Genomic DNA, 14,410 nt, shown 5'->3' on the forward strand with positions numbered 1-14,410 from the left:
GCACGAGCCAAGGCGTTACGAGCCTCCCCCTTATTCAGTCCAGCATGTACCCGGCGGCGGAGCTCGACACTTTGCAGCCAATCCAGAATGAACAGCGTGCGCTCGATACGCCCCAACTCGCGCAAGGCGACCGCCAGGCCATTCTGGCGTGGGTAGCTGCCAAGCTTCCTCAGCATGAGTGAGGCCGTCACCGTTCCCTGTTTTATCGAGGTGGCCAGCCGCAAAATTTCGTCCCAATGTGCACGGATGAGCTTGATGTTGAGCGTCCCACCAATCATTGATTTCAATCCCTCGTAGGTGGCATCGCGCTTTGTATTTGAACAGGGTGGCTTTTCCAAGGCGGTGATCGCCCCGACCCCGATGGGTGCCGGCTACCATCTTCACCTTGTGAAGTTTGGCCGCAATGCTGAAACAGAAGTGCTGGAACGTCAGCGCGGAGGCTGGCGGGTGTTTAAGACCATCGATGCAGGGGTTAACACTGCACACACTATCGGTTTTCGCCGCATCGAGGTGGATCTTAGCAGTCGTTAAGGCTGCCGCGCTGCGCTTGCCGACTCCCGAACGAGGCGCGACAGACTGCGCTAGTCGCTTTCGTTTGGGAGTTCATCGTTTGGGACAGGCTCTGGCCTCTTTGAGGCGCGCTTTGATTTGCTTCATTGCGTTCTGGCGGTCTTGGTCGCTGATGGGGAATGTGTTGCCATCTATGCCTACTCGATGAGGGGCATTGGTGAGGGCTTTGAGGTACTCAAATCTGCGGCAATACCAGCCAATAGCCTTCCCAATCTGGGTATCTGTGTAAGGTTCGTCCTCTTGCTTCAGGCTGGCGATGACAGGGACGAGGATCCCGATTTTAAGTGGAGTGGGATGTTTGAGGTTGAATAGCTCGGGCCAGTGCGTTTGTAGGCAAGGGAAAGCCGCTGGAATTTTTCTCTTCTTCGGTGTCGCGGTGGACTGTTGTGGTGTTGGGGGTTCCTGGGTTATCTCAGACTGTGGTGGGGTCTTTTTAAGGCTCAGTACTGCACGGGGCTTGGTGTTGTGCATGGGCGTATACCTGCGGAAGTGATGTTTGCAGGCAAGTTATCGAAAGCCTCATCAGGATGCAAAAGCTGGTCGAAACCATACCCCGCAGGATCCGGCCCTCAAACCGCCTCAGAAGCGTTGCAAACTTTCAGGCAGTAAATGCCCTGTCTTGTGTGTCAAAACGCCCCAAAACGCGATACAGGCGGCCTGTTTGCCGCCAGCGCCCCGTTTTAGCCGCTAAAAATCGCTATTGAACATAAAAGGCGTTATGCGCACCTCAAAACACCCTTCGATTCGCCAGTTTTGAACCCTCGATAACTCACCCATTCGGGTGTAGTATTGCGTTAATAAAAACCAAAACAGTTAGGTTGCTTGATGCCAACGGTGTTGATCATTGGGGGCTGGCGAGTGGTGATTTATCCCAACGACCATCGTCCGGCGCATGTGCACGTGATTGGGGGCGGCTGCGAGGCGGTGTTTAATCTCTCAGGGGATCAATGCGGGCCTGAGCTGCGGGAAAACTACGGATTTGATAGTAAAGCGCTGAAGCGCATCTGGGCAGAGTTGCAAGGCAATCAAGCTCACCTGATAAGCCAATGGGAGGTGATCCATGGAACTAACCGATGAAATGATCGCACAGGCAAATAAACGCGGTTCTGAAGCGCGTAAGCGCAGCCCTGTTGCTACGAGCGTGCGTTATGACCGGAGGATTGGACGGGTCGTTATCGCTTTGTCTTCTGGTTTGGAGCTGGCCTTTGCTCCTCATCTGGCGCAGGGATTGGAAGCCGCGAAGCCTAGCGACTTACAGGAGATCGAGATCTCGCCGTCAGGGTTGGGAGTGCACTTTCCTAAGCTGGATGCAGATATCTACTTGCCAGCTTTGCTGGAAGGGCTGTTGGGATCGGCTAACTGGGCTGCATCCAAGATGGGGGCGAAGGGCGGCAAGGCAAAAACCCCCGCTAAAGTCGCAGCGGCGCGGGCAAACGGTGCAAAGGGTGGGCGCCCAAGAAAAAACGTGCCAGCGGCGGCCTGACTGCGGTAACGTACTGACCAGAAAAAACAAAACCCCGTTGCTGTGCATCAATCTTGGCGGACAGATCACAGGCGAACGGGGCCGACTTAACTCCCCATATCCGCCGTAGCCGGAAGGAGGTCGGCGGGCTGGGGCGTAACGTGACGGTGTTCGATAACGTGCGTGAATGGGCCTACACGGCGATTAGAGCGCACTGGCGGCCCAATGGGTACGACGCATGGCTCTGTGCTGTGCAGGCGGCCTGTGAATGTACTAACGCGTTTGGACGGGAGCAGGGCGGCCCGCTGCCCGTGTCGGAGATCAAGGCCACGGCCAAGAGCATAGCCCGTTGGGTATGGAACCGATTCACCCCGGCAGGGTTTAGCCAGGTGCAAGCGCATCGAGGGGCTAAGGGGGGGCGTATTGGTGGCCCTATCGGTGGCAAGGTGTCCAAGGGCGGCGGCAGGCCAAGTAACAGTGGTAAGGCTCGCCATGACTTACTACCCGAGGTGATCAAACTCAAGGCTCAGGGCTACAGCAACCGCGATATTGCCGAGGAGTTAGGGATCGGTTCGGCAAGTGTTAGCCGCTACCTCTCCAACATCTCGCGAGAGTGATCCAAACAAAAGCCTTATCAGATAACAGCGCCCCGCAAGGGGCGTTTCCCTTTCTAGAAATCATCGAGAGAGAGTGCTCGTTGCGAGGTGGGCAACTGCCCGAACCGTAGGCCGTCCATCAGGCCGTGGGTTTGGCCTGTGGGCGGGGGCGTTGTCCACGGAGCGGTTGGCCCTTGAGGCTTACCGCATCAGGTAGGCGCCCAGTACAGCGGCAGATAGCGCGAGTACCCACCCCACGATCCCGGCAATGCCAAGGGACCACATCCGGTCACTGTCGAGGTAACTCCGGATCTTTTCGCTGGTTGCTTGCGCCTCTTGCAAGGTTGCGCAGAGTTCGGCGGCGGTTCTTCCGGCTTGCTCCGATAATGCGGCCACCTCGATGCGCAGATCCTGCACCTCCGTAGCGACCTCTGCCCCCTCTGATTTCAAAGCGGCAATTTGAACCGTCAAAACATCGTTTTGATTGGCTGCCAGTGTCTGCCGGATGTAATCGGGGATGCTCAAGTTTGCCGCCAGTGCTGCCCGCTCGATCTCCCCCTTCTGCTGTTCGGATACCCGAATGCTCACAACGCTCATTTCGCCCCCTGTTTACGCGTGTTTACAACGAGTAAACATCAATAACGGCAAGGCTTAGAAGCAATTTTTGCATGTTTTTGATGTAAACAGCTTCATGCAGTGACAGGCACGAGACCGATTGTTTACACGTACCGTGTCCCCATCGGCGCGCCTGTCTCCTGTCGTCGTGCCAAAGGGGATCCCCCTTTGAAACCCGAGTGCGGTTCTACGAACCTGAAAGCCCCCATCAAAACCTTAAATTGACGGCCTGCCATTTGGGTGTCATAAGGTAAATATGATTCATCAAATTGATATTTTGATATGGAAGAGATCAAGGCAAAGTGGGTATTTGAACAGGGTGGCTTTTCCAAGGCGGTGATCGCCCCGACCCCAATGGGCGCTGGCTACCATCTTCACCTGGTGAAGTTTGGCCGGAATGCCGAAACGGAAGTGTTGGAGCGCCAGCGCGGCGGCTGGCGGGTATTTAAGACCACGGATGCAGCAGCGAACACTGCGCACAATATCGGCTTTCGTCGGATAGAGATCGATCTGAGCAGTCGTTAAGGGTATTCATCCCGCGGGCCGCTTTTCCCTTGCGAGTCGGCACCCGTTCTCGGCACATACCCTCGGCACACGGTATGTGCCGAGCTCACGTGCCGAGAGGTTGTGCCGAGCGGCCTTCTCGGTACAGTCCCTCGGTGCATCCTCTCGGTACATGGTATGCACCGAGGCCACGTACCGAGCGCATGTACCGAGAACCCCCGTAAACCCAAGGGTTCCCCCTTTGGCTGGACGCCTTTGGTGGAGCCCTCTGGTAGCGTTTCGGCTGGACGCCTACACGCCACCAGAAAAGATGGCCACACCGTCGCGCGCTACGCACGACCACCCCCTCCGAGACGCCTGTTTTGCCCTTGATTTTTGCTTCGCTGCAACTCGGCGGAAACTTGGCTTCGGAGAAGGTGGTCGTGTGTTCCACTCGACGGTGTGGCGGGCTCTGCCCCCACCTGAAAAAGTCGTTCGCTGGGGCTCTCTTGCGGCGCTGGGGCTTGCATTTTTCCGGCGGCTCCCCCGAGGGCATTCGTGCTGGACGCACTTCACCAGGACAAACAAAAAGCGCCCCAGGGGGCGCCTCAAGATTTAGCCAGGCATTCCCTCTAGTGGATCGGGGGAATGCTCAGGAGCAGGCGGGCAAGCACCACACAACGCAGTTCGTGCGTGGTGTTCAGCCCAAGCCGCTCCTTGCAGGTCTGGATCTTCCTGTTGTTGCTGCCTTGCCTGCTGTTTTGCATCCCGAGGGTATGCAGCAACAGCAGATCGGCGTATTCGGCGGGCAGCTCGGGGAAGAGCTGGACAAAGCGGTCTCGTTGGATAGGATCGAGCACAGCCATAGCGGCCTCCATTCTAGGTCGTTGTGGTTAGCTGCTTGGGGGAGTTCGCACCTCCCTCATGCAGCGCCTTCAAAACATTATATCTACACTTCAAAAACGAAAATTGATTAAGCCGCCCGATGCGGGCGATGAGTAATATCGCCCTGTCCAGCCAGCAGCCCCGCAATAGAAATATCTTCGTCCAGCTCGTCCCAGTGGATACCTCCTTGGCTCAGTTCGTACTGGGTAAGCTGCTCTGGTTGTGCCCTCAGCAGGCGTGGAAACCATACCAGCGGCACGCCGATGATCCGGCCATCCAGTAGCTCAACCCACATGCTGTTTTCATCGAACCGCACCAATTTAGGCGAAATATTCATGCCATTTCTCCGCAAAAAACGCCCTGTGTTCTGCTGCGATGGCAATCACCTCTCGCAACTCCCGCGCCCCGAAACCGTCATTTCGAGACAAGACCGCCTCCGGTTCTAGCCAGATTTTGGCCTCATTCCCCGCCTTTGAAACGTGCACGTGGGCAGGCTCCAGCGGGTCGCCTTCGTTCGAGTAGAAGAAGAACCGATAGCCGTTAATGCGAAGGATTACTGGCACGTGACACCTCATCAAAAACTTCGACCATCTCGGTCTCGATCCTGCGACCTCCAGTTTCTGAATATGTAATTTTCAAAGTGAAGTCCTGTCTCATTTCGCAAACTCTTTTCCAATCCCCCCGAGCGAATAAAAAGGGGTTTACTTGAAACTCACCTCTTCCCGAGTTGCTGATGATATTGGATTTCACCAAGCGATTTATGTAGTTGCGCAGAGACTGATCCTGAATGCCCAAAGTGTCAGCCATTTGGCGTCTATATCGAGTTGATAGGGTTATGTACCCCTCATAGTCCAACTTGAGAAGCATCAAATCTAGAACCGCTCTAGGGCCACTTGGAATGTCCAGAATTTGGCTTAAGTCATCCAAATACATCTTGATGTATGGCGGTTCCGACATAAATCCGGAGCTCGGAACAATGCTTTCACGAGTGACCTCTCCAGTTTCATGGTCTACCTGTGTCAGCCTTTCGATCCTCACAACTTTCGACATATTTCACCCCTGCGATGTACTCCGCTGAAAGAGTACATTAATTTTATCCAAACATGCAATGATTGTACTCCCCACAGGGTACATATGTACTCTCCACAGAGTACATATGTACTCTCTACAGAGTACAACATTCCCCTCTAGGCCACGCCCTGCTTGGTCTCCAGTATCTATTATTTTATGTACCCCCTATGCCCCCCCTTTTTGTACCCTGCCAAAACTGCCGCGCTATCGCTTGCCTGCTGGCTTGTTCGTCGGGTCGAAAAAATGACCCTCCTCAAAGCCCAGCCTCTACAAGCTCCCTTCTGAGCCCCTCAATCGCTCTCTATTGCGTTTAAAGACGGTTTTGCAGGGAAGGGGGGGGGGCGACATGCCGGAGTGGCTTAAAACGCGATACAGGCGTTTTTGTGGTGATCGGATTCACAGCGAGGTTAAGTCGACCTCGATGCGCCGGAACCCGATGGTTTTGGCAGTGGAAACCGCAGCATCGATCGTCTTGAACACTCGCCAGCCTCCCCTCTGACGCTCCAACACACTGGTTTCCGCCCCCTTCCCGAACTGGACAAGGTGGAGGTGGTAGGGGTCGCCTCAGAAAACGGAAAATAAAGCACGCTAAGCGTGTGCAGAGGCAGGGATCCAGCGGTATAGCGTAGGAACGGACACGCCCATATCGGGTACATTCTGGCCGCCCCTGTAGCGCGTACCAGCGCAGCACGGCAAAAGCCGTTGCGTTACCTGGCTGCCATAGAGCACGTTCTAGCGAAGCGGCTAGGGGCTGATTTAGGGTACGCAGGACTGATCACCAAAAACCCCACACACGCCGATTGGCTGACCGTCTGGCATCAGATCGAGCCCTACAGCCTCGACTATCTCGCGGAGTTCTGCCCGGATGCGGATCTGGCGGCCTACAGCCGCCGCAGCCGCAAAGAGGCAACCGGGCTAGGCCGTAACGTCACCGTATTCGATAACGTGCGTGAATGGGCCTACACGGCGATTAGAGCGCACTGGCGGCCCAATGGGTACGACGCATGGCTCTGTGCTGTGCAGGCGGCCTGTGAATGTACTAACGCGTTTGGACGGGAGCAGGGCGGCCCGCTGCCCGTGTCGGAGATCAAGGCCACGGCCAAGAGCATAGCCCGTTGGGTATGGAACCGATTCACCCCCGCAGGGTTTAGCCAGGTGCAGGCGCATCGAGGGGCTAAGGGCGGTAAGGTATCTAAGGGCGGTGGCAGGCCAAGCAACAGCGGGAAAGCTCGCCATGACTTGCTCCCCGAGGTGTTCAAGCTCAAGGCTATGGGGTATAGCAACCGCGATATTGCCGAGGATCTGCAAATCTCGGCCAGTACGGTGAGCCTGTATCTCAAACGTGATCGTGAGTGATCGAAACAAGCCTTATCAGATAACAGCGCCCGAAAGGGCGTTTCTTGAGCCCTTAAAGCATTCAAGAGAGAGTATCTTGGCGAGGGGGGTAACTGCGATCCCGTAGGGCTGTCCATCAGGCCATGTATTCGGCCTGTGGGCAGTCGCTGTTATCCCCGGAGCTGTTTGGTTTTGGTGCAGTTCCATCAAAACCAAACATTGATGCCTCAAAACAAGGAACTGACCTAACCCTGAGAACTACGCTCCGATACACGAATAGCTTTGAGCAATTCTCCAGCCTGCAACGGTGTTAACTCCACAACAGCAGCACCCGCCCGGACGGCTTTCATCTGGGCATCCTTTAACCCCTGAACAATCCCCCTTGGCAATCTAACCGTCAGATACTCCGCCTGTACCCGTGTACGATAAGCGGCTTGTCGTTCTGCCCCACTTTTAGCAGATCCAGTCTTTGGCCTACAGACCGTTCTGCCGCGCTGCGCTTGGCGGCCCCCGAGCCAGTGGCGACAGACTGCGCTAGTCGCCGCTGGCTCGGGAGCTCTGAGATCGTCTTGTTATGGGATAATCAATGAAATACAATGTATAACGCTGGCCAATTTTGGAGATAACAATATGCGTACAGCTGCTACGTCCCTTCGGTTGGAGCCGTCACTGAAACATCGGGCAGAGGTACTTGCCGAGGCGGAGAACCGCTCGTTTTCTGCGGTCGTTCGTGATGCCTTGCAGATGTATTTGAGTCAGCGTGAGGCTGAGCAGGCCGAGATCAGGGAAGCGATAGCCTCATGGGAGAGTTACCAGCAAACAGGTCTGCATGTTACTGGTGGGGAGGCGTCAGTATGGTTGCGAACTTGGGGGACTGACCACGAGAGTGAGCCGCCTGCATGCCATCGTTGATTCTCACTGAAAGCGCCCAGGCCGATTTGGTTCGACTGCGGCAGTTCCTGCGCCAACAAAACCCCCAAGCCGCGTCCCGCTTTGGTCATACGCTGGCGGAAACATTCGATCTGTTGGAGCGTAACCCCCACCTTGGGCGGCCTGTTGAAAGCGTGGTTGGGCTTCATCGACTAGTGATTTCGTTTGGTTCGGCGGGTTATGTCTTGCATTACCGATACCGGATCGGGGGCGATAGTTTGCTGGTGCTTAGGATTCGGCATAGCCGTGAGGCTGGCGACTGACGTGTTGATGCGTTAACGTACTGTCCAGAAAAGACAAACCCCGAATCTCTGTCTCAACTTGGCGGAAGAATACAGATAGTTCGGGGCTGTGACGAATCACGAGGTAAAGAATACCACATGGATCAAATCAAACAAGCCAGCACCGCCAATAAGCGCGGTGTCCGATGGTAAAACCAGCGCTTCAAGCCGCTGCTTTCGTCGAACGTCTCCCCCGCCGCCCCTACTGCACCGATGATCCGGCGCAGGGGCTGCTGATCCGCCCGCAAGCGACCGCGCTTGCCTATCGTCATATCCAGCACAACCCGCCGCCGCATGTAGCCTGTCTGGTGTTCGACGTGGACAGCTCAGATGGCTATGAGGCATGGAAGGATGCGGGATTACCTGCCCCGAACTGGATCACGTTCAACCCCAAGAACAGCCATGCTCACTATGGGTACTATCTTGAGGCTGTTGTGGCCCGTACCTGTGCGGCCAAGCAAAAGCCGTTGCGCTATCTGGCAGCCATAGAACACGTTCTGGCGAATCGCATGGGGGCGGACATAGGGTATGCTGGACTCATCACCAAAAACCCCGTACACGGCGATTGGTGGACGATATGGCACCACACCGAGACGTTCAGCCTCGACTATCTGGCGGAGTTCTGCCCAGATGCGGAGCTAGCGGCCTATAGTCGCCGTAGCCGGAAAGAGGTCGGCGGGCTGGGGCGTAACGTCACGGTGTTCGATAACGTGCGTGAATGGGCCTACGGCGCCGTTAGGGAGTATTGGCGTCCTAACGGGTATGAGGATTGGGCCGATGCGGTAAGGGTTGCCTGTGAGGGCTCCAATGTGTTTGGACGCGAGCAGGGTGGACCGTTGCCAGTGTCGGAAATCAAGGCAACGGCCAAGAGTATTGCCCGTTGGGTGTGGAACCGATTCACCCCCGCAGGGTTTAGCCAGGTGCAGGCGCATCGAGGCGCTAAGGGCGGCAAGGTCTCTAAGGGGGGAGGTAGGCCGAGTAAAGCAGCTTCGCTCCTGCCAGTGGTGCTACAACTCAAGGCGCGTGGTTACAGCAATCGAGATATTGCCGAGGATCTGCAAATTTCGGCGGGCAGTGTGTCCAACTACCTCCGCCGTGATCGTGAGTGATCAAAAACAAGCCTTATCAGATAACAGCGCCCGAAAGGGCGTCTCTTGAGCCCTTAAAGCATTCAAGAGAGAGTATCTTGGCGAGGGGGGTAACTGCGATCCCGTAGGGGTCGCCTCAGAAAACGGAAAATAAAGCACGCTAAGCAGGTTGTAGTGGTCGTAGCGGCCTAAACTTACCTGCACCGATCTTGGCGCTGCTGCGCCACAGATAATCCCCTGTCAGGTTGATGTGCTCCCAGCCCAGCGGCGACAAGTACTGCAATAACTCACCATCGACGGCATGCCCCTTGGCACGTAACCCATGTGCCACCCTTTCCAGATAGACGGTGTTCCATAGCACGATGGCCGCAGTCACCAGGTTCAGACCACTTGCCCGGTAACGCTGTTGCTCAAAACTGCGGTCGCGGATCTCCCCCAGTCGATTGAAAAACACTGCACGAGCCAAGGCGTTACGAGCCTCCCCCTTATTCAGTCCAGCATGTACCCGGCGGCGGAGCTCGACACTTTGCAGCCAATCCAGAATGAACAGCGTGCGCTCGATACGCCCCAACTCGCGCAAGGCGACCGCCAGGCCATTCTGGCGTGGGTAGCTGCCAAGCTTCCTCAGCATGAGTGAGGCCGTCACCGTTCCCTGTTTTATCGAGGTGGCCAGCCGCAAAATTTCGTCCCAATGTGCACGGATGAGCTTGATGTTGAGCGTCCCACCAATCATTGATTTCAATCCCTCGTAGGTGGCATCGCGCTTTGGAATGTAGAGCTTGGTCTCACCCAAGTCGCGGATACGCGGTGCGAAGCGAAACCCCAACAGGTGCATCAACGCGAAAACGTGATCGGTGAAGCCAGCCGTGTCGGTGTAGTGCTCTTCGATCCGTAGGTCAGATTCATGGTAGAGCAGGCCGTCGAGCACGTAGGTTGAATCGCGTACACCAACATTGACCACCTTGGTATGAAATGGCGCATACTGGTCGGATATGTGGGTGTAGAAGGTACGTCCAGGACTGCTGCCATATTTCGGGTTAATGTGACCCGTGCTCTCTGCCTTGTTGCCGGTGCGAAAATTCTGGCCGTCAGACGAGGACGTGGAACCATCGCCCCACTGCTCGGCGAACGGATGCCGGTACTGTGCATTGACAAGCTCGGACAAGGCCGCGCCATAGGTTTCGTCACGGATATGCCAAGCTTGAAGCCAAGCAAGCTTGGCATAGGTTGTGCCCGGACATGATTCCGCCATCTTGGCCAGACCCAGATTGATTGCGTCGGCCAGGATCGTCGTCAGTAGCAGGTTCTTGTCCTTAGCCAGATCACCCGATTTCAGGTGTGCGAAGTGCCTGGTAAAGCCTGTCCATTCGTCTACTTCCAGAAGCAATTCAGTGATCTTGACGTGCGGCAGGCTCCTGGCGGCTTGATCGATAAGGAGCTGCGCGGTATCGGGTACCACCGCATCCAGTGGCGTTATCTTTAGGCCCGAGGCCGTGATGATCGCATCCGGTAGTTCATTGGCCTGTGCCATGCGATTGACTGTGGCGAGTTGCGTTTCCAATTGCGTCAGTCGTTCATCCAAATATTGCTCACAATCGGTGGCCACGGCCAGCGGCAATTCATTGGCCTGCTTGAGACTGGCGAATTTCACGGGTGGCACAAGGTAGTCCTCGAAGTCCTTGAACTGGCGCGATCCCTGCACCCAGATGTCACCGGAACGTAATGCGTTTTTCATCTCAGACAGTGCGCATAGCTCGTAGTAACGCCGGTCGATGCCGGTGTCAGTGAGCACCAGTTTCTGCCAGCGCGGCTTGATGAAATCTGTCGGCGCGTCAGCGGGTACCTTTCGGGCGTTGTCGTTGTTCATGCTGCGCAGCACTTCGATTGCCTCCAATACCCCCTTGGCAGCTGGTGCAGCCCGCAACTTGAGCGCGGTGAGGAAGGTAGGGGCGTAACGGCGTAGTGTGGCGTAGCTCTCGCCGAGACGGTGCAGAAAATCGAATTCCTCGGGCTGCGCCAGCGCCTGTGCCTCTGTCACGCTTTTGGTGAAGGCCTCCCAGGATATGACAGTCTCGATGGCGGCAAACGGATCATCACCCGCTTGCTTGGCATCGATCAACACTTGGCCGATGTGGCCTAACAGGCGTACCTTGGCATTGATTGCTTTCCCGGATGCCTGGAACTGTTTCTGATGTCGTTTTTTGGCATCATTGAACAGCTTGCCCAAGATGCGGTCATGCAGATCAATAATTTCATCTGTGACTGTGGCCATCCCCTCGATGGCTAGCGCGACCAAAGTCGCATAGCGGCGTTGTGGCTCGAACTTGGCCAAGTCGGCGGGGGTCATCTGCCCACCCTCGCGGGCGATCTTGAGCAATCGATTTTGGTGGATCAGGCGATCGACACCAATAGGCAGATCCAGCGCCTGCCATACCTTGAGTCGTTCGATATGTTCAAGCATGTGCCGCGAATTGGGTTTGACCGGAGACAGGCGAAGCCAAGCCAGCGTGGTCGTCTTGTTGTTGTCCCGAAGCTTGAGCAGATCGTCGAGGCGGTGGCGGTGCGAGTTTGACAGCGGTTCGGCCAAGGTGTCGTAGATACGCCGGTTGGCACGGGTGAGTGCTTCGGCACACGCCCTCTCGACAGCATTGATGGCTGGCAGAATGATCGATCGCTGCCGCAGATACTCGATCAAAGCATTGGCCATCACAATGCCCTTGTCGGTTTGCATGGCCAGCTCGGTCATCGTGTGGACGGCCTGCCGATAATGGTTCATGGTGAATAGCTGAAAGCCGAACATCGTTTGCAATTCGACCAGGTGCTCGCGCCGGGTCTGCTCCCGCAGCCCGTACTCGTCCCAACTTTCGATGCTGACCTTGAGCTGGTCGGCAACCAGCTTCAACAAGGGCGGAAATGGCAGCTCATCAATGCCAAGGACTATGCCGGGAAAGCGCAGGTAGCAGAGTTGCACAGCGAAACCCAAGCGGTTGGCTGAGCCACGCCGCTGCCGGATGATGGAGAGGTCGGTTTCGCTGAACGTGTAGTGACGGATCAACTCATCCTTAGTATCCGGCAACGCCAGCAGGCTTTCACGCTCGGCGGCGGAGAGGATCGAACGGCGGGGCATGCGGTTTCCTTCTTCTTGAAAACGTAGGTTTGTAAGAGCAACGGCAAGAGGTCTCGGGCACAACAGCAGATCAAGGGGTTATGATTCTCGAAAATCATTCTTGAAACATTATTCTCAGTTGCCTATCATTTCAACGAGTTTTGATAAGGAGATACCCATTATGAGGCCATCCGTTGCGCTCGATCTCAAACGAAGCATTATTCGTGAGACGACAAACCGTTTCCGTGTTGCCAATCCACGAGTCTTTGGTTCAGTGCTGTATGGCACCGACCGAGATGGCAGTGACCTTGACCTGCTGGTCGATGCGCTACCTGGTGCAACGCTATTAGATTTGGGGGATTTGGAAGACGAGCTGAAATCGTTGCTCGGTGTTGACGTTGATTTGCTGACCCCTGGCGATCTTCCACCGAAGTTCCGGGCTAAAGTGCTTGCGGAGGCCAAGCCGGTATGAACGAGAACCGATTGCCCGATTATCTCGATCACATACAACAAGCAGCAATCGATGCACGCAGTTTCGTGGAGGGGTTGGCCAAAGAAGACTTCTTAGCTGATAAGCGTACTCAGCAGGCTGTCATCATGAGCCTTATCATCATCGGTGAGGCGGCCACAAAGATAATGGACGGCTATACCGCGTTTACCGAAGCGCACAAGGAAATACCGTGGCGCAGCATGCGGAATATGCGGAACCGCATGGCTCATGGCTATTTTGACATTAACCTCGATATTGTCTGGGACACGGTTCAGGAATGGCTGCCAGAACTACTCAAACAGTTGCCCGTAGTGCTCCAACATTCAGATCAAGCGAGAGATGAATCATGTTGATCGGCTACGCGCGTGTCTCGACACAAGATCAGAACCTGGAGCTTCAGCTAGAAGCACTGACTAAAGCTGGATGCCAAAAGGTTTTCGAAGACACGATCAGTGGTACTCGTGCTGATCGGCCCGGTTTGGGCAAGGCACTCGACATGCTGCGTGAGGGGGACACTCTGGTTGTTTGGAAGCTGGATAGATTGGGCCGGTCAGTGAAACAACTGGTTGCGCTGGTTAGCGATCTGCACAAACAGGGTACCCAGTTCAGGAGCCTCACCGATTCTATCGATACTGGCACGCCATCAGGCCGATTCTTTTTCCATGTCATGGCAAGCCTCGCAGAGATGGAACGAGACCTGACAGTAGAACGAACCCGAGCAGGGTTAGAAGTTGCCAAGCAACTCGGCCGCAAAGGTGGCCGCAAGCCGAAAATGACCGACAGCAAGATCGAGTCAGCCAAGAAGCTATTGGCCAGCGGAGTGCCCCCCAAGGATGTGGCCAAGAACCTTGGCGTGTCCGTTCCTACGCTATACCGCTGGATCCCTGCCTCTGCACACGCTTAGCGTGCTTTATTTTCCGTTTTCTGAGGCGACCCCTTATTGAATTGGTTATCGCCGCGCGGGACAAGGCAGGCGCTGATCGACATATTCGAGGATCTCCTGCTCCAGTACGCTGCGCACCGGCAACAGCATCAGGCCGAGGCGCACTTCCAGCGACAGGGTATCCTCGGTGAGGCAGAGGGAGCCATTGACCCCGGCGCCGCGAAACAGCAAGCGGGTCTCCTCCTCGTCTTCCCACTCGCAGTCGAGTTCGTACTCTTCGCTCATGTCCTGGGCGATGGCTTCGGCGGCGAGCCGGGCTCCGGCGAGGCCGAGCGGGTGTTGACGGCTGACCTGGATGGTCGACAGGTTGCTGCCGGCAAGGGGATCGTATAGAAACATGCTAACTCTCTGAGCGGTGACGACATTTACTGATATTAAACACATGAATCAAACAAGTGAAAGTGATTTGCAACATATTTGGGACTCACTTAACAAAGGCTGTCGAGTAAAAGCTCCATCGATTCCGCCTGGGTTGCCGCCGCGTTACACTGGACTGGCGGCTCGTGACGAGTGACTCCCGCCCCTCGCCGGTCGCCCGTTTTATCCGTCACAGGC

The 14,410-nt window shown here is 55.8% G+C and carries 20 protein-coding genes and 3 pseudogenes; 13 read left to right on the forward strand and 10 right to left on the reverse strand.

Annotation, left to right across the window (positions count from 1 at the left end):
* Window positions 1–296: pseudogene (locus CAK78_RS19925) on the reverse strand (Tn3 family transposase); the annotation flags it as partial.
* A gap of 1 nt (window position 297) precedes the next feature.
* Here CAK78_RS19925 and CAK78_RS23240 point away from each other — a divergent pair.
* Entirely contained in the window at window positions 298–531 is a 234-nt protein-coding gene (locus tag CAK78_RS23240) for a plasmid replication protein RepB (protein WP_094698436.1), read from the forward strand.
* A 72-nt stretch (window positions 532–603) separates the two neighbouring features.
* On the opposite strand, the gene CAK78_RS19935 is transcribed toward CAK78_RS23240, so the two are convergent.
* Window positions 604–1,041 carry a ProQ/FINO family protein gene (locus CAK78_RS19935; protein WP_094698437.1) on the reverse strand — a complete coding sequence of 146 codons (438 nt, stop codon included), beginning with the start codon at window positions 1,039–1,041 and terminating at the stop codon, window positions 604–606.
* Window positions 1,042–1,395: 354 nt separating this feature from the next.
* Here CAK78_RS19935 and CAK78_RS19940 point away from each other — a divergent pair, with 354 nt between their 5' ends.
* The 3 genes from CAK78_RS19940 to CAK78_RS23460 all read left to right on the forward strand — a co-directional run bounded on the left by CAK78_RS19940 (window position 1,396) and on the right by CAK78_RS23460 (window position 2,649).
* The gene (locus CAK78_RS19940; protein ID WP_094698438.1) at window positions 1,396–1,647 is read left to right on the forward strand and encodes a DUF4160 domain-containing protein; all 252 of its coding nucleotides are present in this window, start codon (window positions 1,396–1,398) and stop codon (window positions 1,645–1,647) included.
* Window positions 1,631–2,053: a DUF2442 domain-containing protein gene (locus CAK78_RS19945; RefSeq protein ID WP_094698439.1), complete on the forward strand. Its 423-nt coding sequence runs from the start codon at window positions 1,631–1,633 to the stop codon at window positions 2,051–2,053. Before CAK78_RS19940 ends, CAK78_RS19945 begins: the two co-directional genes overlap by 17 nt.
* 488 nt (window positions 2,054–2,541) lie before the next feature.
* Window positions 2,542–2,649: a LuxR C-terminal-related transcriptional regulator gene (locus CAK78_RS23460; protein WP_441296597.1), complete on the forward strand. Its 108-nt coding sequence runs from the start codon at window positions 2,542–2,544 to the stop codon at window positions 2,647–2,649.
* A gap of 180 nt (window positions 2,650–2,829) precedes the next feature.
* Here the strand turns inward: CAK78_RS23460 and CAK78_RS19955 are convergent, their stop codons facing one another.
* Window positions 2,830–3,225: a hypothetical protein gene (locus tag CAK78_RS19955; protein WP_094698440.1), complete on the reverse strand. Its 396-nt coding sequence runs from the start codon at window positions 3,223–3,225 to the stop codon at window positions 2,830–2,832.
* Window positions 3,226–3,525: 300 nt separating this feature from the next.
* Between CAK78_RS19955 and CAK78_RS19960 the strand changes: the two genes are divergently transcribed.
* Complete coding sequence (locus CAK78_RS19960) at window positions 3,526–3,768, forward strand: hypothetical protein (protein WP_004575105.1); 243 nt, start codon at window positions 3,526–3,528, stop codon at window positions 3,766–3,768.
* Window positions 3,769–4,358: 590 nt separating this feature from the next.
* On the opposite strand, the gene CAK78_RS19965 is transcribed toward CAK78_RS19960, so the two are convergent.
* The 5 genes and pseudogenes from CAK78_RS19965 to CAK78_RS23245 form a co-directional block, all read right to left on the reverse strand.
* The gene (locus CAK78_RS19965; protein WP_094698441.1) at window positions 4,359–4,592 is read right to left on the reverse strand and encodes a hypothetical protein; all 234 of its coding nucleotides are present in this window, start codon (window positions 4,590–4,592) and stop codon (window positions 4,359–4,361) included.
* Between the two features lie 107 nt (window positions 4,593–4,699).
* Complete coding sequence (locus CAK78_RS19970) at window positions 4,700–4,948, reverse strand: DUF2442 domain-containing protein (RefSeq protein ID WP_094698442.1); 249 nt, start codon at window positions 4,946–4,948, stop codon at window positions 4,700–4,702.
* Entirely contained in the window at window positions 4,932–5,174 is a 243-nt protein-coding gene (locus tag CAK78_RS19975) for a DUF4160 domain-containing protein (protein WP_094698443.1), read from the reverse strand. Before CAK78_RS19975 ends, CAK78_RS19970 begins: the two co-directional genes overlap by 17 nt.
* Window positions 5,152–5,661 carry a replication/maintenance protein RepL gene (locus CAK78_RS23405; RefSeq protein ID WP_094698444.1) on the reverse strand — a complete coding sequence of 170 codons (510 nt, stop codon included), beginning with the start codon at window positions 5,659–5,661 and terminating at the stop codon, window positions 5,152–5,154. The genes CAK78_RS19975 and CAK78_RS23405 overlap by 23 nt, the downstream gene beginning before the upstream one ends.
* A gap of 417 nt (window positions 5,662–6,078) precedes the next feature.
* Window positions 6,079–6,246 (reverse strand): annotated as a pseudogene (locus CAK78_RS23245) (plasmid replication protein RepB); the annotation flags it as partial.
* A 75-nt stretch (window positions 6,247–6,321) separates the two neighbouring features.
* On the opposite strand from CAK78_RS23245, the pseudogene CAK78_RS23465 reads away from it, so the two are divergent.
* The 5 genes and pseudogenes from CAK78_RS23465 to CAK78_RS20005 all read left to right on the forward strand — a co-directional run.
* A pseudogene (locus CAK78_RS23465) lies at window positions 6,322–6,525 on the forward strand (replication initiation protein); the annotation flags it as partial.
* Window positions 6,526–6,933: 408 nt separating this feature from the next.
* Entirely contained in the window at window positions 6,934–7,038 is a 105-nt protein-coding gene (locus CAK78_RS23250; protein ID WP_254924839.1) for a LuxR C-terminal-related transcriptional regulator, read from the forward strand.
* 609 nt (window positions 7,039–7,647) lie between these two features.
* On the forward strand, window positions 7,648–7,929 hold the full coding sequence (locus tag CAK78_RS23410; RefSeq protein ID WP_141214211.1) for a CopG family ribbon-helix-helix protein: 282 nt from the start codon (window positions 7,648–7,650) through the stop codon (window positions 7,927–7,929).
* Entirely contained in the window at window positions 7,917–8,210 is a 294-nt protein-coding gene (locus CAK78_RS23415) for a type II toxin-antitoxin system RelE/ParE family toxin (RefSeq protein WP_094698446.1), read from the forward strand. Before CAK78_RS23410 ends, CAK78_RS23415 begins: the two co-directional genes overlap by 13 nt.
* 164 nt (window positions 8,211–8,374) lie before the next feature.
* Window positions 8,375–9,337: a replication initiation protein gene (locus CAK78_RS20005; RefSeq protein ID WP_094698447.1), complete on the forward strand. Its 963-nt coding sequence runs from the start codon at window positions 8,375–8,377 to the stop codon at window positions 9,335–9,337.
* Window positions 9,338–9,476: 139 nt separating this feature from the next.
* Here the strand turns inward: CAK78_RS20005 and CAK78_RS20010 are convergent, their stop codons facing one another.
* The gene (locus CAK78_RS20010) at window positions 9,477–12,443 is read right to left on the reverse strand and encodes a Tn3 family transposase (protein ID WP_094698448.1); all 2,967 of its coding nucleotides are present in this window, start codon (window positions 12,441–12,443) and stop codon (window positions 9,477–9,479) included.
* 100 nt (window positions 12,444–12,543) lie between these two features.
* Between CAK78_RS20010 and CAK78_RS20015 the strand changes: the two genes are divergently transcribed.
* The 3 genes from CAK78_RS20015 to CAK78_RS20025 are packed head-to-tail and all read left to right on the forward strand — an operon-like array spanning window position 12,544 to window position 13,816.
* Window positions 12,544–12,894, forward strand: a complete 351-nt coding sequence (locus tag CAK78_RS20015) for a nucleotidyltransferase family protein (RefSeq protein WP_441296596.1) — start codon at window positions 12,544–12,546, stop codon at window positions 12,892–12,894.
* On the forward strand, window positions 12,891–13,265 hold the full coding sequence (locus tag CAK78_RS20020; protein ID WP_094698450.1) for a HepT-like ribonuclease domain-containing protein: 375 nt from the start codon (window positions 12,891–12,893) through the stop codon (window positions 13,263–13,265). The genes CAK78_RS20015 and CAK78_RS20020 overlap by 4 nt, the downstream gene beginning before the upstream one ends.
* Complete coding sequence (locus CAK78_RS20025) at window positions 13,259–13,816, forward strand: recombinase family protein (RefSeq protein WP_094698451.1); 558 nt, start codon at window positions 13,259–13,261, stop codon at window positions 13,814–13,816. The genes CAK78_RS20020 and CAK78_RS20025 overlap by 7 nt, the downstream gene beginning before the upstream one ends.
* 45 nt (window positions 13,817–13,861) lie before the next feature.
* On the opposite strand, the gene CAK78_RS20030 is transcribed toward CAK78_RS20025, so the two are convergent.
* Window positions 13,862–14,239: a polyhydroxyalkanoic acid system family protein gene (locus tag CAK78_RS20030; protein WP_017764503.1), complete on the reverse strand. Its 378-nt coding sequence runs from the start codon at window positions 14,237–14,239 to the stop codon at window positions 13,862–13,864.
* Between the last annotated feature and the right edge of the window lie 171 nt (window positions 14,240–14,410).

Source organism: Aeromonas sp. A35_P, from assembly GCF_002259925.1.
GTDB classification, from domain to species: Bacteria; Pseudomonadota; Gammaproteobacteria; order Enterobacterales; family Aeromonadaceae; genus Aeromonas; species Aeromonas dhakensis.

Bases quoted from the DNA above. Each gene is read 5' to 3' on its own strand.
- CAK78_RS20010 (WP_094698448.1), bottom strand. From the start codon at position 12,443: ATGCCCCGCCGTTCGATCCTCTCCGCCGCCGAGCGTGAAAGCCTGCTG.
- CAK78_RS19965 (WP_094698441.1), bottom strand. From the start codon at position 4,592: ATGGCTGTGCTCGATCCTATCCAACGAGACCGCTTTGTCCAGCTCTTC.
- CAK78_RS23415 (WP_094698446.1), top strand. From the start codon at position 7,917: ATGCCATCGTTGATTCTCACTGAAAGCGCCCAGGCCGATTTGGTTCGA.
- CAK78_RS19960 (WP_004575105.1), top strand. From the start codon at position 3,526: ATGGAAGAGATCAAGGCAAAGTGGGTATTTGAACAGGGTGGCTTTTCC.
- CAK78_RS19940 (WP_094698438.1), top strand. From the start codon at position 1,396: ATGCCAACGGTGTTGATCATTGGGGGCTGGCGAGTGGTGATTTATCCC.
- CAK78_RS23405 (WP_094698444.1), bottom strand. From the start codon at position 5,661: ATGTCGAAAGTTGTGAGGATCGAAAGGCTGACACAGGTAGACCATGAA.
- CAK78_RS19945 (WP_094698439.1), top strand. From the start codon at position 1,631: ATGGAACTAACCGATGAAATGATCGCACAGGCAAATAAACGCGGTTCT.
- CAK78_RS19970 (WP_094698442.1), bottom strand. From the start codon at position 4,948: ATGAATATTTCGCCTAAATTGGTGCGGTTCGATGAAAACAGCATGTGG.
- CAK78_RS19935 (WP_094698437.1), bottom strand. From the start codon at position 1,041: ATGCACAACACCAAGCCCCGTGCAGTACTGAGCCTTAAAAAGACCCCA.
- CAK78_RS19955 (WP_094698440.1), bottom strand. From the start codon at position 3,225: ATGAGCGTTGTGAGCATTCGGGTATCCGAACAGCAGAAGGGGGAGATC.
- CAK78_RS23410 (WP_141214211.1), top strand. From the start codon at position 7,648: ATGCGTACAGCTGCTACGTCCCTTCGGTTGGAGCCGTCACTGAAACAT.
- CAK78_RS20005 (WP_094698447.1), top strand. From the start codon at position 8,375: ATGGTAAAACCAGCGCTTCAAGCCGCTGCTTTCGTCGAACGTCTCCCC.
- CAK78_RS20020 (WP_094698450.1), top strand. From the start codon at position 12,891: ATGAACGAGAACCGATTGCCCGATTATCTCGATCACATACAACAAGCA.
- CAK78_RS20025 (WP_094698451.1), top strand. From the start codon at position 13,259: ATGTTGATCGGCTACGCGCGTGTCTCGACACAAGATCAGAACCTGGAG.
- CAK78_RS20030 (WP_017764503.1), bottom strand. From the start codon at position 14,239: ATGTGTTTAATATCAGTAAATGTCGTCACCGCTCAGAGAGTTAGCATG.